Consider the following 20,955-nt stretch of genomic DNA (forward strand, 5'->3'; position numbering starts at 1 on the left):
GCTGATTTCAGAGGCTTGCCCAGCTGTGCATACAGGGCGCGGTTATCCCCTTGCAGATATTTCCTCTTTCCCATTGCGGCATCGGGCGAAATTGCTTGCCATTCGGACGAAGGCATGTTTTGACCGCGGGCTGCCGAGCGGGTAAATGTCCCGCCAACCGAAGGTGAACCATGTCGAGAGAGACCGCTCCCCATATTTTGATCGTTGAGGCCCGCTTCTACGACGACATGGCCGACGCCCTGCTCGAAGGCGCGACCTCCGCATTGACGGAGGCCGGCGCCACCTTCGAGGTCGTAACCGTTCCCGGCGCACTGGAAATTCCGGCGGCGATTGCCATGTCGCTTGATGGAGACGACAATGGCGGAACGCATTATGACGGATATGTCGCCCTCGGCATGGTCATTCGCGGCGAGACCTATCACTTCGATATCGTGTCGAATGAATCCTCGCGCGCCTTGATGGATCTCGCGGTCAGCGAGTCACTTGCCATCGGCAATGGCATCCTGACCGTCGAAAACGACGAACAGGCTTGGGCGCGCGTGCGCCGCTCGGAAAAGGACAAGGGCGGATTTGCCGCTCGTGCAGCTCTGACCATGATCGAGCTGAAGCAGAAACTGGGTGCATAACGAATGAACGACGACAAGACGGAACGGCCGGTCAAGACTGCGAACCAGCGGGGCGCTGCCCGTCTTGCTGCAGTTCAGGCACTGTATCAGATGGATGTCGGCGGCACGGGCGTTCTGGAAATCGTGGCCGAGTACGAGGCGCACCGTCTTGGTCAGGAAATCGATGGCGCGACTTATCTGAAAGCCGATGCCGCCTGGTTCCGTTCCATCGTCTCCGGCGTCGTGCGCGATCAGGTCCGTCTCGATCCGTTGATTGCTGCAGCCCTGCAGGATGATTGGGCCTTGTCGCGCCTCGACAGCACAGTGCGCGCCATCCTGCGCGCCGGCGTTTTCGAACTCACCGACCGCAAGGACGTTCCGGTGGCGGTCATCGTCACCGAATATGTCGAGATCGCCCAGGCCTTCTTCGATGACGATGAGCCGAAGCTCGTCAACGCCGTGCTCGACCGCATCGCAAAGCAGGTCCGCGGCGAGGCGAAGAAATAAGTCTTTAGCCGCCAAACAATCCCCCTGCGTCTTTCTTCGCACCGCAATGGTTTTCGCCCGTTGCGGTCTTGACGCCACGTGATCGACCACGCAATCTCCGCACCGCCTAGCTGTGGCATTTCTGTGGAGAGGAAGGCGATTCGGCGGCATATCTGCCGGAGAAGGAGTGAGCTCCGGCCTTTGGGAGGAAAGAGCGAAATGACGATTCTTTTATGCGTAATCGCATGCGGTCTGCTCTCGGTGGTTTATGCCGCCTGGGCAACCCGGTCGGTGCTTGCCGCCGATCAGGGCAATAGCCGCATGCAGGAGATCGCGGGCTATATCCGCGAAGGCGCTCAAGCCTATCTGACGCGCCAGTACAGAACCATTGCCATTGTCGGCGTTGTTGTTTTCATCTTAGCCTGGCTGCTTCTTTCCGCCGAGGCCGCGATCGGCTTCCTGATCGGCGCCGTGCTTTCCGGCGCTGCCGGTTTCATCGGCATGCACGTCTCCGTCCGCGCCAATGTGCGCACCGCCCAGGCGGCTTCCGTGAGCCTTTCAGCCGGCCTCGACATCGCCTTCAAGTCGGGTGCGATCACCGGCATGCTGGTGGCTGGCCTGGCGCTGCTCGGCGTCTCCATTTACTATACGATATTGACCGTTGGGCTCGGCCATGAGAGCGGCTCGCGCGAAGTCATCGATGCGCTGGTGGCGCTCGGCTTCGGCGCGTCACTGATCTCGATCTTCGCCCGTCTCGGCGGCGGCATCTTCACCAAGGGCGCCGATGTCGGTGGCGATCTCGTCGGCAAGGTGGAAGCCGGCATTCCCGAAGACGATCCGCGCAACCCGGCAACGATCGCCGATAATGTCGGCGACAATGTCGGCGACTGCGCCGGCATGGCTGCCGACCTTTTCGAGACTTATGCGGTTTCGGTCGTCGCCACCATGGTTCTTGCCGCGATCTTCTTTGCCGGCGCGCCGATCCTCCAGTCTGCGATGGTCTATCCGCTGGCGATCTGCGGTGCCTGCATCATCACCTCGATCATCGGCACCTTCTTCGTCAAGCTCGGTTCGAACGGCTCGATCATGGGCGCTCTCTACAAGGGCCTCATCGTCACCGGCCTACTGTCGATCGTCGGCCTTGGTGCTGCCACCTCGCTCACCATCGGCTGGGGATCGATCGGCTCCGTCGGAGGCGCCGACATATCAGGCGCGCACCTCTTCTTCTGCGGCATCATCGGCCTCGTCGTCACCGCGCTGATCGTGGTGATCACTGAATATTATACCGGCACGGGCAAGCGCCCGGTCGTCTCGATCGCCCAGGCCTCGGTCACCGGCCATGGCACCAATGTCATCCAGGGTCTGGCCGTCTCACTGGAATCGACGGCACTGCCGGCGATCGTCATCGTTGGCGGCATTCTCGCCACCTACCAGCTCGGCGGTCTGTTCGGCACCGGCATTGCGGTCACGGCGATGCTCGGCATCGCCGGAATGATCGTCGCGCTCGACGCGTTCGGACCGGTGACGGACAATGCCGGCGGTATCGCCGAAATGGCGCATCTGCCGCCGGAGGTGCGCAAATCCACCGATGCGCTCGATGCCGTCGGCAATACGACTAAAGCCGTCACCAAGGGTTATGCCATCGGCTCCGCCGGTCTCGGCGCCCTGGTTCTCTTCGCCGCCTACTCCTACGACCTCAAATATTTTGCGGCGAATGGCGACAAGTTCCCTTATTTTGCCGGTATCGGCGAAATTTCCTTCGATCTTTCCAACCCTTACGTGGTGGCGGGATTGATTTTCGGAGGTCTCATTCCTTACCTCTTCGGCGGCATCGCCATGACCGCCGTCGGCCGGGCGGCCGGCGCGATCGTCGAGGAAGTGCGTCGTCAGTTCAAGGAAAAGCCCGGCATCATGCAGGGCACGGAAAAGCCGGATTACGGCAGGGCGGTCGACCTTTTGACCAAGGCCGCCATCCGCGAAATGATCGTGCCGTCGCTGCTGCCGGTGCTGGCGCCCATAGTCGTCTATTTCGGCGTGCTGCTCATCTCCGGCTCCAAGGCCTCCGCCTTTGCCGCCCTCGGCGCATCGCTGCTCGGCGTCATCATCAACGGCCTCTTCGTCGCCATCTCGATGACATCGGGCGGCGGTGCTTGGGACAACGCCAAGAAGAGCTTCGAGGACGGTTTCGTCGACAAGGACGGCGTGCGCCACATGAAGGGTTCGGATGCGCACAAGGCTTCCGTCACCGGCGATACCGTCGGCGATCCCTACAAGGATACCGCCGGCCCGGCCGTCAACCCGGCGATCAAGATCACCAACATCGTCGCGCTGCTGTTGCTCGCCGTTCTCGCCGGATAAACAAGACCGCCGGCTTGGCGTGGTACAGTTCACGCAGAAGCAGAGGCCATTAAAAAACCCGCCGGAGCGATCCGGCGGGTTTTTCGTATCAGGCGTGTGTCCGATCAGCGCAGGCTGCTTGGGTTCTGCGGGGTGCCGCCGGCGCCACCGCCGAACAGGCTGCGGGCAGCACTCGCGGCGCTGCCGCCGGAAAGCATCTGCTGCAGGAAGGTGAGTTCCTTGCCGCCGGTCGGCGTGACGCGCCCGATGGTGTCGAACACCTTGCCGTCCTGTAGCGCATAGTTGGCGCGGCGGCTGACGACGCCGTCCTTGTCGAAATAGATCGCCAGAACGCTCTGATCGACGACCTTCAGTTTCTGGAAGGCGACGGCACGCGTGCGCCGCTGCGAGATGTAATAGAAGACTTCGCCATCGAAGGTCGCCGTTGTCGACGGGGTGCCAAGCGAAAGCAGCACCTGCTCGCGGCTGGAGCCTTCCGGAACGAGGTTCAGCGACTGCTGGTCGGCGACGTAGCCGCCATTGAGCACGGTGCTGGTCTGGCAACCGGAAAGAGCGGTGGTGGAGGCGATTATGAAGGCAATGGCCGCACTGCTGAAGAATTTCACGTCAGACTTGAAATACCGTTTATTCAACGACATCTACTCCCTTGAGTGTCGATAGCAGCCATTTGGGGCCTTGCACGCTTTCCTCCTGCAAAACCATTGTGGCCATTCCGGGTCGAATTTCCCGAATTCGCTTCGCTGACGCATCGAAGGCGTCGTCCCGAAACAGGCCATGATCGGCATTGCAATTCGCGCCTGCTTCGGTAAACCAGCTTTCGAAATCATGCAACAAGGCCAGACGCCAGCCGGCATGAAGAATGAGGCATTTCCGGAAAAAACAATGATCTTCGGGCTCTTCCGCAAGAAAAACAACAATCAGGCGATCGTCGACAGGCAATATGCGGCCCTGACGGCGGCCGCGCGCATGCCGGAGATCTATGAGCGGCTCAATGTGCCGGATACGGTCATGGGTCGTTTCGAGATGCTGTCGATTGCCATGATTCTGTTTTTTCGCCGCACACGTGCTTCAGCCACCAGCGGCCAGGAGATCGCCCAGGAGATCGTCGACGCTTTCTTCCAGGATATCGACTATTCGATCCGCGAACTCGGCATCGGCGACAACAGCGTGCCGAAGCGCATGAAGAAGCTCGCCGGCATGTTCTACGGCCGCCTTGAAGCCTATTCGAAGGCGATGGACACAGGCGATGCCGAAGAGCTCGCTCTCGCCCTTCAGCGCAATATCTACCCCGAAACCTCGACGCCGGCCGATATGTCCGGCCTCGCCGGATGGATGATGACCGCAGAATCGCATCTGTCCGCCGTTGCCGAAGAGGTGATCGCAACCGGTTCGGCGACGCTCCCGCCGGTCATCTGAAGGAGGAAACGATGAAGAACGATCGGGACGATGTTCCCTTCTCCTATCAAGTCAAGGTCGGCCATATCTCGGCCAACCCCGTCGAGGTCCATGTCGAGGCCGACGCCAGCGAACTGAAGGCGCTTGCCGAGACCTGGAACGTCGTCTCCGTCGACGATCTCCGCGCCGATCTACAGATTGCCCGCTGGAAGCGCGACGGCGTACGCATCAAGGGCCGCGTGCAGGCGAAGATCGTCCAGTCCTGCGTCGTGACGTTGGAACCGGTCGAATCCGCCATCGACGAGAATTTCGAGCAGATCTTCGTGCCGGAGGGCTCCAAGCTTGCCCGCCAGCCCGGCAACGACGCCGGCGAGATGCTGCTCGATCCGGACGGTCCCGATCTGCCCGAGACCTTCGTCGGCGATACGATCGATGCCGGCGAAGTGGTTGCCGAATTCGCTGCTCTCGCAATCGATCCCTACCCACGCAAGCAGGGCATCGAATTCGCCGGCCATGTCGAGGACAGCGGCGAGGACGACAAAAAGCCTTCCGCTTTCGCCGTCCTCAAGGACTGGAAAAAGGACTGAAGCCCCTCTGGCATTTGACACAATTCAGTTGTAAGCGACGCCAAAACCGGTATTTTGGCCGAAATTTCGCCGTCGGCGAAAAGAAGGATCAGGGACGCGTGATCAGAATATCTCTCGACCTCATGGGTGGCGACTTTGGTCCCCAGGTTGTCATTCCCGGCGCCGCCAAGGCGTTGGATCGGCATCCGGATATTTCCTTCGTTCTCTATGGTCTCAAGGAACAGTGCGACCCGGTTCTCGCCAAATTTCCGAAACTCAAGGAAAAATCGCTCTTTCACGACTGCGAGCTTGCCGTCGCCATGGATGAAAAGCCGAGCCAGGCGCTGCGCCGTGGCCGTTATATCTCCACCATGTGGCGTTCGATCGAGGCGGTGAAGACGGGTGACGCCGATGTCGCTGTCTCGGCAGGCAATACCGGGGCGCTGATGGCGATGGCGAAGTTCTGTCTGCGCACCATGGCCAATATCGAGCGTCCGGCGATTGCCGCGATCTGGCCGACGCTGAAGGGTGAGAGCATCGTGCTCGATGTCGGTGCGACGATCGGCGCCGATGCTCAGCAGCTGATGGATTTCGCCCTGATGGGCGGCGCCATGGCGCGCGCGCTTTTCGAGGTCGAACGTCCGACGGTCGGTCTTCTCAACGTCGGCGTCGAGGAGATGAAGGGCCAGGAGGAAGTCAAGGAGGCCGGCCGGCTGTTGCGCGAGGCGAACATCGATTCGCTCGAATATTCCGGCTTCGTCGAGGGCAACGACCTTGGCAAGGGCACGGTCGACGTCGTCGTCACCGAAGGATTTTCCGGCAATATCGCCCTCAAGACCGCCGAAGGCACAGCCAAGCAGATCGGCGAATATCTGCGTGCCGCCATGTCGCGCACGCTGCTGGCCCGCATCGGCTACCTCTTCGCCAAAAGCGCCTTCGACATGCTTCGCGAGAAGCTCGATCCGAGCAAGGTCAATGGCGGCGTGTTTCTCGGCCTGAACGGCATCGTTATCAAGAGCCATGGCGGGGCGAATGCCGAAGGCATCGCAGCCGCCATCGAGGTCGGCTACGACATGGCCAAGAACGGCCTCAATCAGAAAATAGAAAACGATCTTAAGAAATATCATGCCAAGCGGCTGCCCCCGATGGGCCCGGAAGCGGCATGAGCGATGGGGTTCAATCAAAGATGATCCGTTCAGTGGTTCGCGGGTTCGGAGCCGCACTCCCGAAGCGCGTGATGACCAATCGTGACATGGAGGCCATCGTCGACACATCAGACGAATGGATCGTCCAGCGCACCGGCATCCGCCAGCGTTATGTCGCCGGCGATGACGAAACGACTGCGTCACTCGGCGAGGCCGCCGCACGCGCAGCCCTTGCCAATGGCGGCCTGACGCCTGCCGATATCGATCTTGTCATCTGTGCCACCTCGACGCCGGATAACACCTTTCCGGCAACGTCGGTCAACATCCAGAACCGCCTCGGCATGAGCCACGGCTTCGCCTTCGACGTCCAGGCCGTCTGCACCGGTTTCGTCTATGCGGTGACGACTGCCGATGCCTATATTCGCGGCGGGCTTGCCAAGCGCGTTCTCGTCATCGGCGCCGAAACTTTTTCGCGCATTCTCGACTGGAACGACCGCACCACCTGCGTGCTTTTCGGCGACGGCGCCGGCGCGATCATACTCGAAGCGACCGAAGGCGAGGGCACCGTTGCCGATCGCGGCGTGCTGACAGCGCATCTGCGTTCCGACGGCTCGCACAAGGACAAGCTCTATGTCGATGGCGGACCGTCGACGACGGGCACTGTCGGCAAGCTGCGCATGGAAGGCCGCGAGGTCTTCAAATACGCCGTGGGCATGATCACCGACGTCATTCAGGCAGCTTTCGATGCGACCGGGACCACCGCCGATGACCTCGACTGGCTGGTACCGCATCAGGCCAATCGTCGCATCATCGACGGTTCGGCGAAAAAGCTGAACATCGATGCGGCGAAGGTCGTCATCACAGTCGACCTTCACGGCAATACGTCGGCCGCCTCGATCCCGCTGGCACTTGCGACCGCTGCCGGCGACGGCCGCATCAAGAAGGGCGACCTAGTGATGCTCGAAGCGATGGGTGGCGGCTTTACCTGGGGTGCGGTTCTGCTGCGCTGGTAGGCACGAATCCTAAAAAACTGGCGGCGAACAAGAGCTTGACCGTAAGGCGCAAGACAAATACTCTTCGTGCGATTTCACAAAATATTTGTATGGGCGGGGAAACCATGACCGGAAAAACAGTGACGCGAGCAGACCTGGCGGAATCCGTTTTCCGAAAGGTTGGGCTTTCCCGGACAGAATCTGCCGAACTTGTGGAAACCGTCATCGACGAGATCTGCAATGCCATCGTGCGTGGTGAAACCGTCAAGCTTTCCTCCTTCGCCACCTTCCAGGTGCGCGACAAGAACGAGCGGATCGGCCGCAACCCGAAGACCGGCGAGGAGGTTCCGATTTCCCCCCGCCGGGTCATGACCTTCAAGGCGTCGAACGTGTTGAAGACACGCATCCTCAAGTCGCATGTCGCTCGCAAGATCAAGCTGAAGCCGCAGAATCCGGCTCCCTGATAATCGGCTTCCCGTTTCGGAAACGGCTTTTTTTCTCCCTCGCACTCTCCATCCTTGTGCGCAACGTCAAGACATGACTTGAATTGTCGGCGCCAAACCGTTGAAATATGATGAGTCGCCGTAGGATCGAGCCGCGAGGTCGCGTAGCAGTATGACGTTGGACAAGAGCCCCGATGCCTTTCGCACCATCAGCGAAGTCGCAGACGATCTTGATCTGCCGCAGCATGTGCTGCGCTTCTGGGAGACGCGTTTTCCCCAGATAAAGCCGATGAAGCGCGGCGGCGGCCGTCGCTACTACCGGCCGGAGGACGTGGATCTTCTCAAGGGCATCCGGCATCTACTGTATGATCACGGCTATACGATCAAGGGTGTGCAGAAGCTTCTGAAAACCAACGGCAACAAGTTCGTCATATCAGTCGGCCACGGCGATCTCGCCAGCGTCGAGGCGCTTGCGTCGGGTGTGCAGGAGGTGGGTGCCGGGGAACCGCGCGTCGGCATGGCCGATGAAGACCAGATTGTCGGCCGCGCCAAGCCGCCGATCACCCGCCGGTTCTTCAATTTCGTCGCCGGAGACGATGAGCAGGAAGTCTCGATCGGGAAGTCGAGCATCGGCAAGGAAGACCGGGCGCTGCTGCAGGAGGCGCTCTACGATCTCCTGGAATGCAAGCGCCTGCTCGATCAGGTGCGCTAAAATCGGAATCGATTTTCGGAAAGCACGATGCGAGGATTGAAAGTGTTACAGCGTCCTTTGCGTGTCTGAAAAGACGCGCGGCGCAGGGAAGTTCAGGCTTCGGTAAGCTGTTTCATGGCCTGTTCGAGTTCGCTGAGCTGGAAGGGTTTTTGCAGCACGGGCAACGTGCTTGGGCTGCTGCCATCAGGTGCGGTGCCATATCCCGTCGCATAGAGATAGGGTTTACCGCGTTCGTCGAGCAGCTTTGCGACCGGCAGCGAACTCTGCCCGGCAAGCGAGACGTCGAGAATTGCAGCGTCGAACTCAGTATCCCTGGCGGTTGCCAACGCCCGCTCCAGATCGGGCGCGCTGGCGCAGACCCGGTAACCCAAATCGGCAAGCATGTCCTCGAGCAGCATGGCAATCAGCGTGTCGTCTTCGACGATGAATATGTCTTTCATGATCCCGTCCACCCATTTCCCCTTGCCGGGCATGGAGATTTATGTGGACTGCTTGCACGGCTCGTCAAGACGTCGTGCCCAGCAGTACGAGAAACAGCATATTGCCCGGTGAAATTTGATGTGCAAAAGCTGGGATGCCGTCTCCGCAACGGCGACTGCATAATTCCTTAAATCGGAATCGATCTATGGATAAAATTATGCAGTAATCCAAAGTGTTACAGCGTCCTTTGCGCGTCTGAAAAGACATCGCGGCGCTGTAAGAAGGGGTGTCGAATGGATTTGCTGAGTGCCACGGATTGGCTGCGTCACAAGCCGGGTTTTACCTATCCGATGGCCGTTGCCTTCGTTGGTCTGACCTTTCTTCTGAGGCTTGCCGCCAGCGACACTCTCTCCGGCTTTCCCTTCCTGAGCTTCCTTCCGGCGATATTGCTCGCCAGTTTCATAGGCGGGGCCGGGCCGGGCCTGGTCGCGTCCATTCTTGCCGCTTTCATCGTTCAGCAGTTTTTCGTCGAGCCGCACAATATCTTCTGGCCGGTCACTGCCGGCCAATGGGTCGGCCTTTCCACATATCTCATCAATGCCGCAATCATCGTCGGCCTGATGGAGATGATCATTATCGCGCATGAGCGGCAGAGCCGCCTTCGCAGTGAGCTCAACAGCTTCAACACGCGCCTCGAAGAGACAGTGGTCCAGCGCACTGCCGAGCTCAGACACGAGATGGAAGAGAATGCCGCTGCTCAGGCGCAGGTCCGTCAGTTGCAGAAGATGGAGACGATCGGCCAGCTGACCGGCGGCGTCGCCCATGATTTCAACAACATGTTGGCGATCATCATCGGCAACCTCGATCTCGCCCAGCGGCGCCTGAACGGCAGCGAGGATCCCCGCCTGCTATACTCCATCCAGAATGCCAAAGATGGCGCGCAAAGGGCGGCGGTACTGACCGCGCGTCTTCTCGCTTTCTCGCGCCAGCAGCCGCTCGCCCCGGAGGTGATCGACGTTAACAAGCTGGTCGGCGGCATGTCTGAGCTGTTGCGGCGCACACTCGGCGAGCAGATCCGGATCGAGACCGTGCTTGCCGGCGGTCTCTGGCCGAGCTTTGCCGATTTGAGCCAGCTCGAAAATGCCATCCTGAACCTTGCCGTCAACGCCCGCGATGCTATGCCGGGCGGCGGAAATCTAACGATCGAGACCGCCAATACCGAACTCGATGAGCGATATTCCCGCATGCATTCGGAGGTCGAGGCAGGCCAATATGTGATGGTCAGCATCACTGACACTGGCACCGGCATGTCGCCGGAGGTGATCGAGCGCGCCTTCGACCCGTTCTATACGACCAAGGGACCCGGCAAAGGCACCGGGCTCGGTCTCAGCCAGGTCTATGGTTACATCAAACAGAGCGGCGGCCACATCAAGATCTATTCAGAGATCGACAGGGGCACGACGGTGAAGATCTATCTCCCTCGTCGTGTCGGTGTGACGGACGCCCGGTCGGGTGCAGCCGGCGCCCTGCCGATTCCTCACGGCAGCGTCAATGATACAATCCTGGTGGTGGAGGACGATGAGCACGTCCGCACCATGACCGCCGAAAGCCTGCATGAACTCGGTTACACCGTATTGCAGGCGGCAAGCGGCATAGAGGCGCTTCTGTTGCTCGAAGAAAATCCGGCAGTCGACTTGATCTTCACCGATATCGTCATGCCGCAGATGAGCGGACGTCAGCTTGCCGATGTCGTCCAGGAGAAATGGCCGACGATCCGGATCCTTTACACGACGGGTTACACCCGAAATGCCATCGTCCACAATGGTGTGCTCGATCATGGCGTTTCCCTGCTCGCCAAGCCCTTCAGCCTGGAGCAGCTCGCTCATAAGATCCGCGAACTTCTGAATGTACCGGCGAGGGCGGGAGACGAGCGGACGTGAAGCCGGAATACGGCCGCACGTCCACAAATCCCGATCGCGTTATTCCAACACCTGGATAATGCGGTGGGTCTTCGGCTCGACGATCACGCGCCGCTCATTTACGACAGTATAGCCGTATCCGTCCATGTCAGGCACCGTGTGCACTTCGACGGTATCGGGCAGCGTGGTGCCGACCACGATATCGCCGTCATAGACGACGGATGGTGTGTTTTGCTCCATCACATAGGTGCGCACCTCGCCGGGCAATACGACGGAGCCGGTTGGTGCGGGATCGGTGACGATGACGGTGCTCTGGGCGAAGGCGGCAGAGCTGATGGTCAGTATGGCGGCCGCAGCCAGCATGGTCTTGCGCATGGGATGTTCTCCTTTTCCTACCCCAGATCAAGGCAACGTCGGCCATGCGGCATGGTTCCCCGCGAGCTTTTCGCCGCAGCGGAAGACAGGCGCAATGAGAGTAATTAAGTTGTTACTAAATTAATTTATACATCATACGGTTGAGCTGCCTGAACAACGTTCGAAAAAAGCCCATTCGGGGATGTTAGGGCTCGCTTGTTTACTTTTCGCTAACCATGTTGGACGTTTATTCCGAACGGACGACCAACCGGTCGTTGATTCGACGATCCGTCGCGTTTCGGCTTGCGAATGGATCTCTGGAAATACGATTGCGGCGGCTCGAGACATGCGATTGCGGAAGACGATATCGCTAGTGGCAGTGGCGGGCATGATGGCCGGCTGCACATCGACAGGCGGTGTGCGCCAGCCTTCCGCGCCGGAAACCGTGGCGCCTGAAAAGGCGCTGGTCCTGCCGCCGCCGGGCGGCCCGTCGATCGTCAGCGTCGTCGAGCGCAAGCGTGGCAATGGCGTCGAGCAGACGATCTCGCTGTTTACCTCATCCTCCGTGCCCGGTCAGAATTCCCTGAAGGTCCAGTTCTTCGGCGCTTCCGGAGCCAATCCCGGCACCGGAAATGCCGGCTTCAACATGATCAACGAGAGCGGCATTGCCCGCGAGGTGGCCCGTTCGGCCCCTAGCGTGCCGATGGCGACGTCGGCGACCTTTCTGCAGAACGCCTATGGCCCGTTCGGTTATGCCTCCGGCCGCAGCCGTGCCGGCGACACCTGCGTCTATGCCTGGCAGCAGATCCGCTCGAGCACTGCTGCCAATACCCAGGCGCGCAATTTCGGCATGATCCAGCTGCGCCTGCGCCTTTGCGATGCCAGGGCGAGCGAGCGCCAGCTGCTCGGCATCGTCTATGGCTATACCATATCAGGCACCTTCGACGGCGCGGTCTGGAACCCTTACGGCAATCCGCCGCCGGCCGACGCGGCGCTCGGGCGCACCGGCGAACCGATCTATCCCGACGAAGGCGGTTACCGCGCCAGCCCAATGCCGATCGGCTACGAGCCGGCGCCTGCCGTTGTCAGCCGGCCGCGGGCCGCTGCCGTTCGTAGCGCCTCGACCCCGCCACCGGCTCAAGGCGTCGCATCGGTGCCGGCACCCATCGGCCCGCGCGTGCCGCTGCCGGGCGAGACGCCACAGACGAGCGCAAGGCCGGCCGCGGCCGCCGCGCCAATCGAACAATCGGTAAGGGCGATCGGCGTCACCGTGCCTTCGCCGGACTGCATAGGCGACGCGGCCATGACGGCCGCCTGCCGGAGATAGAGCATGATGCCGAAAAGTGTGAGCGGTTTTCGGACGACATCATGCTCTAACTCTTTAATTTAGAACAGGATTCAGATTTTAGGCCGACCCGGCCTAAAATCATCCTGTTCTAGCGAGCATGCCCGCGGGCGCCAGTTGGTGCCTCGGTTGAGCAATTTCGAAGGAACGTCAATGCGCAAAGCCCGCAGTGTCATCATATGGGCCGTGGTTTCGCTCTGCATGATCGTGCTGATCACGCTGCCGGTCAACCTGCAGACCCAGCTCATCACCAGCATCACTGTGGTGACTGTGATGGCGCTGATCAAGGTGCTGAAGGGCGAGGGGACGTGGCGCCTGGTGGCGCTCGCCTTCGGCACGTCGATCGTGCTGCGCTATGTTTACTGGCGCACGACCAATACGCTGCCGCCTCTGAACCAGCCTGAAAATTTCATTCCCGGCCTGCTGCTTTACCTTGCCGAAATGTATAGCGTTGCGATGCTGGCGCTCAGCCTCTTCATCGTCGCGACGCCGCTGCCGTCGCGCCCCTCGCGCGCCGCCAAGAATGAGCGTTTTCCTCATGTCGACGTCTTCGTGCCATCCTACAACGAGGATGCCGGCCTGCTGGGAAACACGCTGGCCGCCGCCAAGGCCATGGATTATCCGGCCGACAAGCTGCATGTCTGGCTGCTCGACGACGGCGGTACCTTGCAGAAGCGCAATTCCGGCAAGCTGCTCGAAGCCCAGGCGGCGGCCGCCCGCCATATCGAGCTGAAGCAGCTCTGCGACGATCTTGACGTCAAATACCTCACGCGCGACCGCAACGAACACGCCAAGGCCGGCAATCTCAACAACGGCATGAAACATTCGACCGGCGAGCTCATCGCCGTCTTCGATGCGGACCACGCGCCGGCCCGCGATTTCCTGCTCGAGACCGTCGGTTACTTCGAAGACGATCCGAAGCTCTTCCTCGTCCAGACCCCGCACTTCTTCATCAATCCCGATCCGCTGGAGCGTAACCTGCGCACCTTCGACAAGATGCCGAGCGAGAACGAGATGTTCTACGGCATCATCCAGCGCGGCCTCGATAAATGGAACGCCGCCTTCTTCTGCGGCTCGGCCGCAGTTTTGAGCCGCAAGGCGCTCGAATCGCAGAACGGCTTCAGCGGCATCAGCATCACCGAGGATTGCGAGACGGCGCTGGCGCTCCACGGCAGCGGCTGGAACAGCATCTATGTCGACAAGCCGCTGATCGCCGGCCTGCAGCCAGCCACCTTTGCAAGCTTCATCGGTCAGCGCAGCCGCTGGGCGCAGGGCATGATGCAGATCCTGCGCTTCCGCTTCCCGCTTCTAAAACGCGGCCTGACGATCCCGCAGCGCTTCTGCTACATGTCCTCCACGCTGTTCTGGCTCTTCCCGTTCCCGCGCACGATCTTTCTGTTTGCGCCGCTCTTCTATCTGTTCTTCGATCTGGAAATCTTCACCGCCTCGGGCGGCGAGTTCCTCGCCTATACGCTTGCTTATATGCTCGTGAATCTGATGATGCAGAACTACCTCTACGGGTCGTTCCGCTGGCCTTGGATTTCCGAACTCTACGAATATGTCCAGACCGTGCATCTGCTGCCGGCTGTCGTCTCCGTCATGCTCAATCCGAGGAAGCCGACCTTCAAGGTCACCGCCAAGGACGAATCGATCGCCGTCAGCCGTCTGTCGGAGATCAGCCGCCCGTTCTTCGTCATCTTTGCGGTACAGATCGTCGCGCTCATCATCACCATCTACAAGATCTATGCCGAGCCCTATAAGGCCGACGTCACGCTCGTCGTCGGCGGGTGGAATGTCATCAACCTGATCATGGCCGGCTGCGCACTTGGTGTCGTGTCGGAGCGCGGCGAGCGCGCCTCGTCCCGTCGCGTCCGCGTCAACCGGCGCTGCGAATTCGGCGCCAACGGCAAGTGGTACACGGCCTCGATCGAGGATGTCTCCGTCCACGGCGCAAGGCTGCACATCTTCAACAAGCATCTCGACGAGATGCTGGTCGGCGCCGTCGGCGAGATCCGCTTCCGGCCCTATAGCGGCGCGGATCTGGAAACCCTGCCGCTCATCGTCCGTAACATCGAGCCGTCGGGCGACATCAGCAATGTCGGCTGCCAGTACGTGCCGAAAAGCGCGCTCGACCATCGCCTCATCGCCGATCTGATGTTTGCCAATTCCGACCAGTGGACCCAGTTTCAGGCCTCGCGCCGCCGCAATCCGGGCCTGATCCGCGGCACCATCTGGTTTCTCGGCATGTCGTTCTACCAGACGAGCCGAGGCCTCGTTTACTTCTTCCGCAGCATGCGGCCGGAGCGGGAAGCCCACCAGCAGGCGGCAAAGGTCAACGCCGGATGAGAAGGATCGTCGCTGCCTCGCTTCTCCTGCTGAATGCCTCCGCCTTCGCCCAGGCGCAGACGGCGCCCTTCGACATGTCCGGCGAGCGGCCGCCCGGTGCGTCCGTTGGCCCGAGATTGACGCCGCCCACACAGGCCGCGCCGCCTGCGGTCATTGCGCCCGTTCCCGTCACGCCTCCGGTTTCCGTCATACCCGCACCTGCAACCCCGGCTGCTCCCGCTCCCGTTCCTCCGCCGATCGCTGCCCAGCCGCAGCCGGCGACGCCCGCGCTCCAGCCAGCAGCAGTAGTAAACCCGGCTGCGCCGCCGCGCCCCGGCGATGTTCGTCGCTTTGTCGTGCCCTTTTCGAAACTCGGCCTCGGCGGCGAATACGACCGACGGTCATGGTCCGTCTATCTGACGCCGGAGCAGGCAGCGGCCAAGGCAAGCTTCACCTTCGCCTACCAGAATTCGATCGTCGTTGCGCCTGAGGCCTCGGCGCTGACCGTCTATCTCAACAACCGCCCGATCGGCCAACAGCGCGTCGGCTCGCCGGATGGCCCGTCGACCGTCACGTTCGAGGTTCCGCCCGGTCTGCTGCAGCCCGGCGCTAACCTCGTCACCTTCGAAGCCGATCAGCGCCACCGCACCGATTGCAGCATTCAATCGACTTATGAACTGTGGTCGAACATCGATCCGGCCGGAACCTATCTGAGCTTTGCCGGCAGGGATGCGGCCCCGCTAGCGAGCGCCGACGCAATCCGCGCCATCGGCGTCGACGGTGCTGGCAAGACCGAGTTCGACATCGTTGTCCCGGCGCTGGAGCAGCCGGGAACCACCAAGCCGCTGCTACGGCTGGCGCAGGGCCTGTCGGTGCTGAGCAGTATGCCGAACCAGATTTTTGCCTTCAGCACCGCGTCGCTTCCGGCCGCCGGGCCTGGCAAGCTCAGCGTGCTCGTCGGTACCGCGGCGGAACTGCGGCCGCTCTTTCCCGGCCTGCCGCCCGGCGCCGAAAGTGCAGCACTCGCCGCTTTCGTCACCGACCCGCGCAGCGGCTCGCCGGTCCTTCTGATCAGCGGCCCTTCCTGGCAAGCGGTCTCCTCGGCGATCGATACCATCGTCTCGCCGACGGACAGATCCTCGGATGTCCGCCGCGACGTGCTGACCACCGAACGCTGGAGCGCGCCGAACGCGCCGCTGGTCTTTTCCGACACGAACATCGCCCTGTCTCAGCTCGGCGTGAAGACCACCGAATTCTCCGGCCGGCGGTTGCGGACCAGCTTCAATATCGCCGTGCCGGCCGATTTTTATGCCAATGCCTATGGCGAGGCGAAGGTGCTGCTCGACGCCGCCTATACCGATAACGTGCTGCCCGGCAGCCACATCGATATTTACGTCAACGACAACATCGCCTCCACCGTACCGATCACCACGACATCAGGCGGCATTCTCCGTCATCTGCCGATCCGCGTGACGATGCGGCACTTCAAGCCCGGCCTCAATTCGGTGGCGATCGAAGCGATCCTGATGACCAAGGACGACGCCGTCTGCGCGCCGGGCGCGACCGCCGGCGCGACCCCGCGCTTTGCCCTGTTCGATACCTCCGAGCTGGAGATACCGGATTTCGCCCGCGTCGGTCAGCGTCCGAATCTGGCGGCAATGGCCGGCACCGCCTATCCCTATGGTCGGGCCACGGAGCCGACGCCGCTTTTCATCGACCGCATCGACGCCGACACGCTTTCGGCCGCCGCCACGCTGCTCGGCCAGATGGCGATCACGGCCGGCCATCCGATCGCCGTCGAAACCGTCGCCTCGCCGAATACGATCGGCGATCGCGATGCCATCTTCATCGGCTCCATCTCGCAGATGCCGACAACCGCACTGTCGCAGACCAATATCTCCACGACGAGCCAGGCCTCGTGGCGTCCGGTGGCGGATACGCAGCCGGACGTCGTCGATACCGGTACGGCTTTCGAGGAGTGGAACTCCAAGGTCAGCGGCGGTGTCTTGCACAACCGGGTCACCGCCTTCCGCGAGTGGCTGTCGCGCAATTTCGATATCTCCCGCAGCTCGCTGCAATTCATCCCCGGCGCCGAGCAGATTTTCACGCCGGCCAACGCCGACACGCTGCTGGTTGCACAGGGCTCCAGCCCCGTGGGAGCCGGCGCATGGACCGTGGTGGCGGCGCCGTCGGCGAAGGATTTGCGCGAAGGGCTCGAGGTTCTGACCGCGCAGCTGAACTGGCCGCAGATATCGGGCCACATCACCACCTATTCGAGCAAGACAGGCAAGATCGAAACCGTGCCCGTCACCCGTTTCGATTTCGTGCCGTCCACCCCCTGGTCGATCGCCAATTACCGGCTGATCGCCGCCAACTGGCTGTCGACGAATATCCTCTCCTACGCCTTCCTGCTGGTCTTCTTCGTGCTGCTGATCGGCGTCACCACCTCCAGCATGCTCAGAAGACTGGGCCGGTCCAAATGAGGCGGTGGCGCGCACTCCTGCTGGCGGCCACGGTCGCGCTTGCCCCTGTAGACCCGCCCGCCGTCGCGCAGCAGGCGATGATCAATGCCGGCGCATGGTCCGCCTACAAGGCGAAATTTCTCGATGCGACCGGCCGCATCATCGATAACGGCAACGGCAATATCAGCCACAGCGAAGGGCAGGGCTATGGCATGCTGCTCGCCTATCTCGCAGCCAGCCCCGCCGACTTCGAACAGATCTGGTATTTTACCCGCACCGAGCTGCTGCTGCGCGACGATGGCCTGGCCGTCTGGAAGTGGGATCCGAACGTCAAGCCGCACGTCACCGACACCAACAACGCCTCGGACGGCGACATGCTGATCGCCTACGCACTGGCGCTTGCCGGCACGGCGTGGAAACGCAACGACTATATCCTCGCCGCCTCCCGCATGGCGCAGGCGCTGCTTGCCGAAACCGTCGTGCACGCGGCCGGGCACACACTCCTGTTGCCGGGGAGTGAGGGTTTTGCCGCTACCGACCGTGAGGACGGTCCCGTCGTCAACCCGTCCTACTGGATTTACGAGGCGATCCCGGTGATGGCGGCGCTCGCTCCGTCGGATGCCTGGCAAAAGCTGTCGGAGGATAGCCTAACGCTATTGAAGACGATGCAGTTCGGCCCGCGCAAGCTTCCAGCCGAATGGGTGAGTCTCAGCGGCCAGCCGCAGCCGGCGCAGGGTTTCGACGCCGAGTTTGCCTATAACGCCATCCGCATCCCGCTCTATCTCGCTCGTGGCGGCGTCACCGACAAGGCGCTGCTGACCCATCTGCGCGAGGGGATGTCGCAAGACGGCGTTCCCGCCACCATCGATCTGACCACCGGCCGGCCGAAGACCGTGTTGCCGGATCCCGGTTATCGAATTGTTAACGATGTTGTGGCCTGTGTAGTCGATGGGGCCAAGCTGCCGGGCTCGGCCCTGCAATTTGCGCCCGCACTCTATTATCCGTCCACGCTTCAGCTGCTGGGCCTGGCCTATATCGGGGAGAAGCATCCGGAGTGTCTGTGAAGTCTTCTCTCGTGGCGATTTCAGCAGCAGTCGTGGTGGCGACCCTCGTCACCGGACTGAAAGATCGTGCCGCTCTGCAGGAAAGATTCGGCCTTGGGTCTGCCGGCAAGCCGGCGCCGGAGCTGATGATGATGGGCCGCATCAAGCCGACCGATGCTTCCGCCGGCAATCCTGAATTCAATGCGCAGCTGGTGGCCGACAAGATCGAGGCGATCACATCCCCGTCGCCGCCGGCGCCGGGCGCGCGCGAGCCGGATGCCGCAGCACCGCAACCGGCGGCACCTCAGACGGTCGCCCAGCCGGCGCCGGTCACGCCCCCCATCGTTTCCGCGCCGCCGGCACCGCAACAGGCGGCCGCGCCTGCGCAGCCTGCCGTCGATGAAAGTGCGCTTCGTTATTTCGCCAGCCGCGGCGACAAGGTGCGCCTGCAAGCCGAAATCTCCCGCCTTCAGGCGCTCTACCCAAACTGGGTTCCGCCGGCCGATCCGCTCGCCGTGCCGCAGAATGGCGACAAACAACTCGAGGCCATGTGGCAGCTCTATTCCGATGGTCGCTATGCGGAGTTACGCAAGGCGGTCGCCGACCGCCAGGCAGCCGATGCCGGATGGCAGCCGCCGGCCGATCTGCTCGACCGACTCGACGTCGCTGAGGCCCGTGCCCGTCTCGTCAATGCGTCGGACCTCAAGCAATATGCGACGGTCGTCGATATCGCTGCCGCAACACCGAGCCTGCTCACCTGCAGCGAGGTCGATGTTCTCTGGCGCGTCGCCGAAGCCTTCATCCAGACGGAGAGGGCGCAGCGCGGCCAGGACGCCTACACTTATATCCTGAAGAACTGCGCCAATCCCGCCGAGCGGCAGGCGACGGTCGAAAAGGCCTCGACGCTGCTTGCCTACCAGCCGATGCAGGCACTGCTCACGCTGGAGAGGCCCGCTGCCGACGGCAGCAAGGAATTCGATGCGATCCGCGACAATCTCACCCGACGCTTCATGGCCGAGGGCAATGACGATCCGAAGCTTGTTATCGCGCCGGACTACATCGCCCGTCTCGAAAAACTCGCCGAGACTGGGGGGCTCGCCTCCGACGCGTTACTGCTCGGCTGGTACCAGCTTCGCCGCAACAACGATGCCGATGCCGAGAAGTGGTTCCGCGCTGCCCGAGCCAAGCAAGATTCGGCGGCCGCTTCGCAGGGACTGGCGCTGGCGCTGATCGCCCGCAAGGCGCCTGAAGAAGCCGAGGACGTGATGTTCCGTTGGCGCGCCGATTCCGAGGATGCAACATCAACCTATCTCGCCGCCACCGCCAACCTGATGGCGTTGCAGCCGCCGGCCGATCTGGCCGAAGACGTGCTGCACCGCATCGCTACCGAGGTTATCGCCCGGAAATACGTGCCGACGGCGCAGCAGTTCGGCTGGTATGCCCGCTCCCTCAACCAGTTCCAGACTGCTGCACGCTGGTTCGAGACGGCGCTGGCCTGGAAACCCGATGACGAACCGTCCGCCTATGGTCTTGTCATCACCCGCGAGCAACTGAGCGACCGCAAGGCCGTGCTCGACCTTCAGCGCGCCTGGGCCGGCCGGTCGAGCCGAATCACCAATCTCGAAGACACCTCCTCCCTGATACCGAATGCCGTTACGCCGCCGCCGGAGAAGGGCACGCTTGCCGCACAGCAACCAGCGGCTCAGCCGACGCAGAATCCCCCGACCGAGCCGCTTCCGGCCGAGCGCCGCATCACCCTGCAGCCGGGGTCGCAAGTGGTCGTTCGCGCGGCAAGGCCGGCGATGGAGACGGTGACCGTTCCGCGTGGTCCGCGCCAGACACGCGGCTGCTCAACGACAATCGATGCGGGGCAGCTTAAGCCGGCCGACGCGCTGTCGCGCGGCTGGTGCCTGATGGATATCAACCGGCCGATGGAGGCAATCTCGGCCTTCGAGGCGGCATTGCAGAGCCCGACCCGCAAGGTCCGCGAAGACGCAGCCTACGGCCAGAGCCTTGCTTATCTCCGCGCCGGCCTCTCGGGCAATGCCGCCGTCGCAGCCACCAAGGCGCCGCAGAACCGCCAGCGTGCCGCCGAGCTTCAGGTGGCGATCCTCGCCGATCGTGCGCTTTCGGCCTTCGACGCCGGGCGTTACCGCGAAACCCTGATCTATCTCGATCAGCGCGCCCAGCTGCAGCAGGAACGCATCGACCTGATGGTTCTGCGCGGCTACTGCTACCTCAATCTCAAAATGTACGGCGATGCGACCCGCATCTTCGAAGCCGCTGCCGCGACCGGCAGCCGCGATGCTGCCCGCGGTCTTGCCGACGTCAGAAACGTCACGCATCCCGACGTCAACGACTGACGTTGACGCCGCCGCAGCTCTC

General features: G+C 61.9%; 18 protein-coding genes. 15 read left to right on the top strand and 3 right to left on the bottom strand.

Annotated elements, in window-relative coordinates:
* The first annotated feature begins 170 nt into the window (after positions 1 to 170).
* The 3 genes from ribH (at position 171) to C3Y91_RS26345 (ending at position 3,449) form a co-directional block, all read left to right on the top strand.
* Positions 171 to 626 (top strand): 6,7-dimethyl-8-ribityllumazine synthase, encoded by a 456-nt coding sequence (gene ribH / locus C3Y91_RS26335; protein WP_018070495.1) that lies wholly within the window; start codon positions 171 to 173, stop codon positions 624 to 626.
* 3 nt (positions 627 to 629) lie between these two features.
* Entirely contained in the window at positions 630 to 1,112 is a 483-nt protein-coding gene (gene nusB, locus C3Y91_RS26340) for a transcription antitermination factor NusB (protein ID WP_024321159.1), read from the top strand.
* A 198-nt stretch (positions 1,113 to 1,310) separates the two neighbouring features.
* Complete coding sequence (locus tag C3Y91_RS26345) at positions 1,311 to 3,449, top strand: sodium-translocating pyrophosphatase (RefSeq protein ID WP_024321158.1); 2,139 nt, start codon at positions 1,311 to 1,313, stop codon at positions 3,447 to 3,449.
* Between the two features lie 104 nt (positions 3,450 to 3,553).
* Here C3Y91_RS26345 and C3Y91_RS26350 read toward each other — a convergent pair whose 3' ends face one another.
* The gene (locus C3Y91_RS26350) at positions 3,554 to 4,087 is read right to left on the bottom strand and encodes an outer membrane protein assembly factor BamE (RefSeq protein ID WP_003547220.1); all 534 of its coding nucleotides are present in this window, start codon (positions 4,085 to 4,087) and stop codon (positions 3,554 to 3,556) included.
* Between the two features lie 136 nt (positions 4,088 to 4,223).
* Between C3Y91_RS26350 and C3Y91_RS26355 the strand changes: the two genes are divergently transcribed.
* The 6 genes from C3Y91_RS26355 (at position 4,224) to C3Y91_RS26380 (ending at position 8,702) form a co-directional block, all read left to right on the top strand.
* Positions 4,224 to 4,865, top strand: coding sequence for a ubiquinol-cytochrome C chaperone family protein (locus tag C3Y91_RS26355; RefSeq protein WP_018070493.1), 642 nt, complete (start codon positions 4,224 to 4,226; stop codon positions 4,863 to 4,865).
* Between the two features lie 11 nt (positions 4,866 to 4,876).
* Complete coding sequence (locus C3Y91_RS26360) at positions 4,877 to 5,431, top strand: YceD family protein (protein ID WP_018070492.1); 555 nt, start codon at positions 4,877 to 4,879, stop codon at positions 5,429 to 5,431.
* 98 nt (positions 5,432 to 5,529) lie between these two features.
* Complete coding sequence (plsX, locus tag C3Y91_RS26365; protein WP_020397442.1) at positions 5,530 to 6,576, top strand: phosphate acyltransferase PlsX; 1,047 nt, start codon at positions 5,530 to 5,532, stop codon at positions 6,574 to 6,576.
* A gap of 20 nt (positions 6,577 to 6,596) precedes the next feature.
* Positions 6,597 to 7,568, top strand: a complete 972-nt coding sequence (locus C3Y91_RS26370; RefSeq protein WP_024321157.1) for a beta-ketoacyl-ACP synthase III — start codon at positions 6,597 to 6,599, stop codon at positions 7,566 to 7,568.
* Between the two features lie 104 nt (positions 7,569 to 7,672).
* Positions 7,673 to 8,011, top strand: coding sequence for an integration host factor subunit alpha (locus C3Y91_RS26375; RefSeq protein WP_003558352.1), 339 nt, complete (start codon positions 7,673 to 7,675; stop codon positions 8,009 to 8,011).
* A gap of 151 nt (positions 8,012 to 8,162) precedes the next feature.
* Entirely contained in the window at positions 8,163 to 8,702 is a 540-nt protein-coding gene (locus tag C3Y91_RS26380) for a MerR family transcriptional regulator (RefSeq protein WP_018070488.1), read from the top strand.
* A 92-nt stretch (positions 8,703 to 8,794) separates the two neighbouring features.
* On the opposite strand, the gene C3Y91_RS26385 is transcribed toward C3Y91_RS26380, so the two are convergent.
* Positions 8,795 to 9,142, bottom strand: coding sequence for a response regulator (locus tag C3Y91_RS26385; RefSeq protein ID WP_024321156.1), 348 nt, complete (start codon positions 9,140 to 9,142; stop codon positions 8,795 to 8,797).
* 273 nt (positions 9,143 to 9,415) lie between these two features.
* On the opposite strand from C3Y91_RS26385, the gene C3Y91_RS26390 reads away from it, so the two are divergent.
* Positions 9,416 to 11,062 (top strand): ATP-binding protein, encoded by a 1,647-nt coding sequence (locus C3Y91_RS26390; protein ID WP_168576020.1) that lies wholly within the window; start codon positions 9,416 to 9,418, stop codon positions 11,060 to 11,062.
* 39 nt (positions 11,063 to 11,101) lie between these two features.
* Here the strand turns inward: C3Y91_RS26390 and C3Y91_RS26395 are convergent, their stop codons facing one another.
* Positions 11,102 to 11,416 carry a DUF1236 domain-containing protein gene (locus C3Y91_RS26395; RefSeq protein WP_018070485.1) on the bottom strand — a complete coding sequence of 105 codons (315 nt, stop codon included), beginning with the start codon at positions 11,414 to 11,416 and terminating at the stop codon, positions 11,102 to 11,104.
* Between the two features lie 325 nt (positions 11,417 to 11,741).
* On the opposite strand from C3Y91_RS26395, the gene bcsN reads away from it, so the two are divergent.
* The 5 genes from bcsN (at position 11,742) to C3Y91_RS26420 (ending at position 20,933) form a co-directional block, all read left to right on the top strand.
* Positions 11,742 to 12,722, top strand: coding sequence for a cellulose biosynthesis protein BcsN (gene bcsN, locus C3Y91_RS26400; protein ID WP_026170778.1), 981 nt, complete (start codon positions 11,742 to 11,744; stop codon positions 12,720 to 12,722).
* 171 nt (positions 12,723 to 12,893) lie between these two features.
* Entirely contained in the window at positions 12,894 to 15,086 is a 2,193-nt protein-coding gene (gene bcsA, locus C3Y91_RS26405) for a UDP-forming cellulose synthase catalytic subunit (protein ID WP_130664393.1), read from the top strand.
* Positions 15,083 to 17,548 carry a cellulose biosynthesis cyclic di-GMP-binding regulatory protein BcsB gene (locus C3Y91_RS26410; protein ID WP_168576021.1) on the top strand — a complete coding sequence of 822 codons (2,466 nt, stop codon included), beginning with the start codon at positions 15,083 to 15,085 and terminating at the stop codon, positions 17,546 to 17,548. The genes bcsA and C3Y91_RS26410 overlap by 4 nt, the downstream gene beginning before the upstream one ends.
* Positions 17,545 to 18,591, top strand: coding sequence for a family 8 glycosyl hydrolase (locus C3Y91_RS26415; protein WP_024321152.1), 1,047 nt, complete (start codon positions 17,545 to 17,547; stop codon positions 18,589 to 18,591). Before C3Y91_RS26410 ends, C3Y91_RS26415 begins: the two co-directional genes overlap by 4 nt.
* Entirely contained in the window at positions 18,588 to 20,933 is a 2,346-nt protein-coding gene (locus C3Y91_RS26420) for a cellulose synthase (protein ID WP_130656893.1), read from the top strand. Before C3Y91_RS26415 ends, C3Y91_RS26420 begins: the two co-directional genes overlap by 4 nt.
* Positions 20,934 to 20,955: the final 22 nt, after the last annotated feature.

Source organism: Rhizobium ruizarguesonis (assembly GCF_012349115.1).
In the GTDB taxonomy this organism is placed as follows: domain Bacteria; phylum Pseudomonadota; class Alphaproteobacteria; order Rhizobiales; family Rhizobiaceae; genus Rhizobium; species Rhizobium ruizarguesonis.

Bases quoted from the DNA above. Each gene is read 5' to 3' on its own strand.
- ribH (WP_018070495.1), top strand. From the start codon at position 171: ATGTCGAGAGAGACCGCTCCCCATATTTTGATCGTTGAGGCCCGCTTC.
- nusB (WP_024321159.1), top strand. From the start codon at position 630: ATGAACGACGACAAGACGGAACGGCCGGTCAAGACTGCGAACCAGCGG.
- C3Y91_RS26345 (WP_024321158.1), top strand. From the start codon at position 1,311: ATGACGATTCTTTTATGCGTAATCGCATGCGGTCTGCTCTCGGTGGTT.
- C3Y91_RS26350 (WP_003547220.1), bottom strand. From the start codon at position 4,087: ATGTCGTTGAATAAACGGTATTTCAAGTCTGACGTGAAATTCTTCAGC.
- C3Y91_RS26355 (WP_018070493.1), top strand. From the start codon at position 4,224: ATGATCGGCATTGCAATTCGCGCCTGCTTCGGTAAACCAGCTTTCGAA.
- C3Y91_RS26360 (WP_018070492.1), top strand. From the start codon at position 4,877: ATGAAGAACGATCGGGACGATGTTCCCTTCTCCTATCAAGTCAAGGTC.
- C3Y91_RS26370 (WP_024321157.1), top strand. From the start codon at position 6,597: ATGATCCGTTCAGTGGTTCGCGGGTTCGGAGCCGCACTCCCGAAGCGC.
- C3Y91_RS26375 (WP_003558352.1), top strand. From the start codon at position 7,673: ATGACCGGAAAAACAGTGACGCGAGCAGACCTGGCGGAATCCGTTTTC.
- C3Y91_RS26380 (WP_018070488.1), top strand. From the start codon at position 8,163: ATGACGTTGGACAAGAGCCCCGATGCCTTTCGCACCATCAGCGAAGTC.
- C3Y91_RS26385 (WP_024321156.1), bottom strand. From the start codon at position 9,142: ATGAAAGACATATTCATCGTCGAAGACGACACGCTGATTGCCATGCTG.
- C3Y91_RS26390 (WP_168576020.1), top strand. From the start codon at position 9,416: ATGGATTTGCTGAGTGCCACGGATTGGCTGCGTCACAAGCCGGGTTTT.
- C3Y91_RS26395 (WP_018070485.1), bottom strand. From the start codon at position 11,416: ATGCGCAAGACCATGCTGGCTGCGGCCGCCATACTGACCATCAGCTCT.
- bcsN (WP_026170778.1), top strand. From the start codon at position 11,742: ATGCGATTGCGGAAGACGATATCGCTAGTGGCAGTGGCGGGCATGATG.
- bcsA (WP_130664393.1), top strand. From the start codon at position 12,894: ATGCGCAAAGCCCGCAGTGTCATCATATGGGCCGTGGTTTCGCTCTGC.
- C3Y91_RS26410 (WP_168576021.1), top strand. From the start codon at position 15,083: ATGAGAAGGATCGTCGCTGCCTCGCTTCTCCTGCTGAATGCCTCCGCC.
- C3Y91_RS26415 (WP_024321152.1), top strand. From the start codon at position 17,545: ATGAGGCGGTGGCGCGCACTCCTGCTGGCGGCCACGGTCGCGCTTGCC.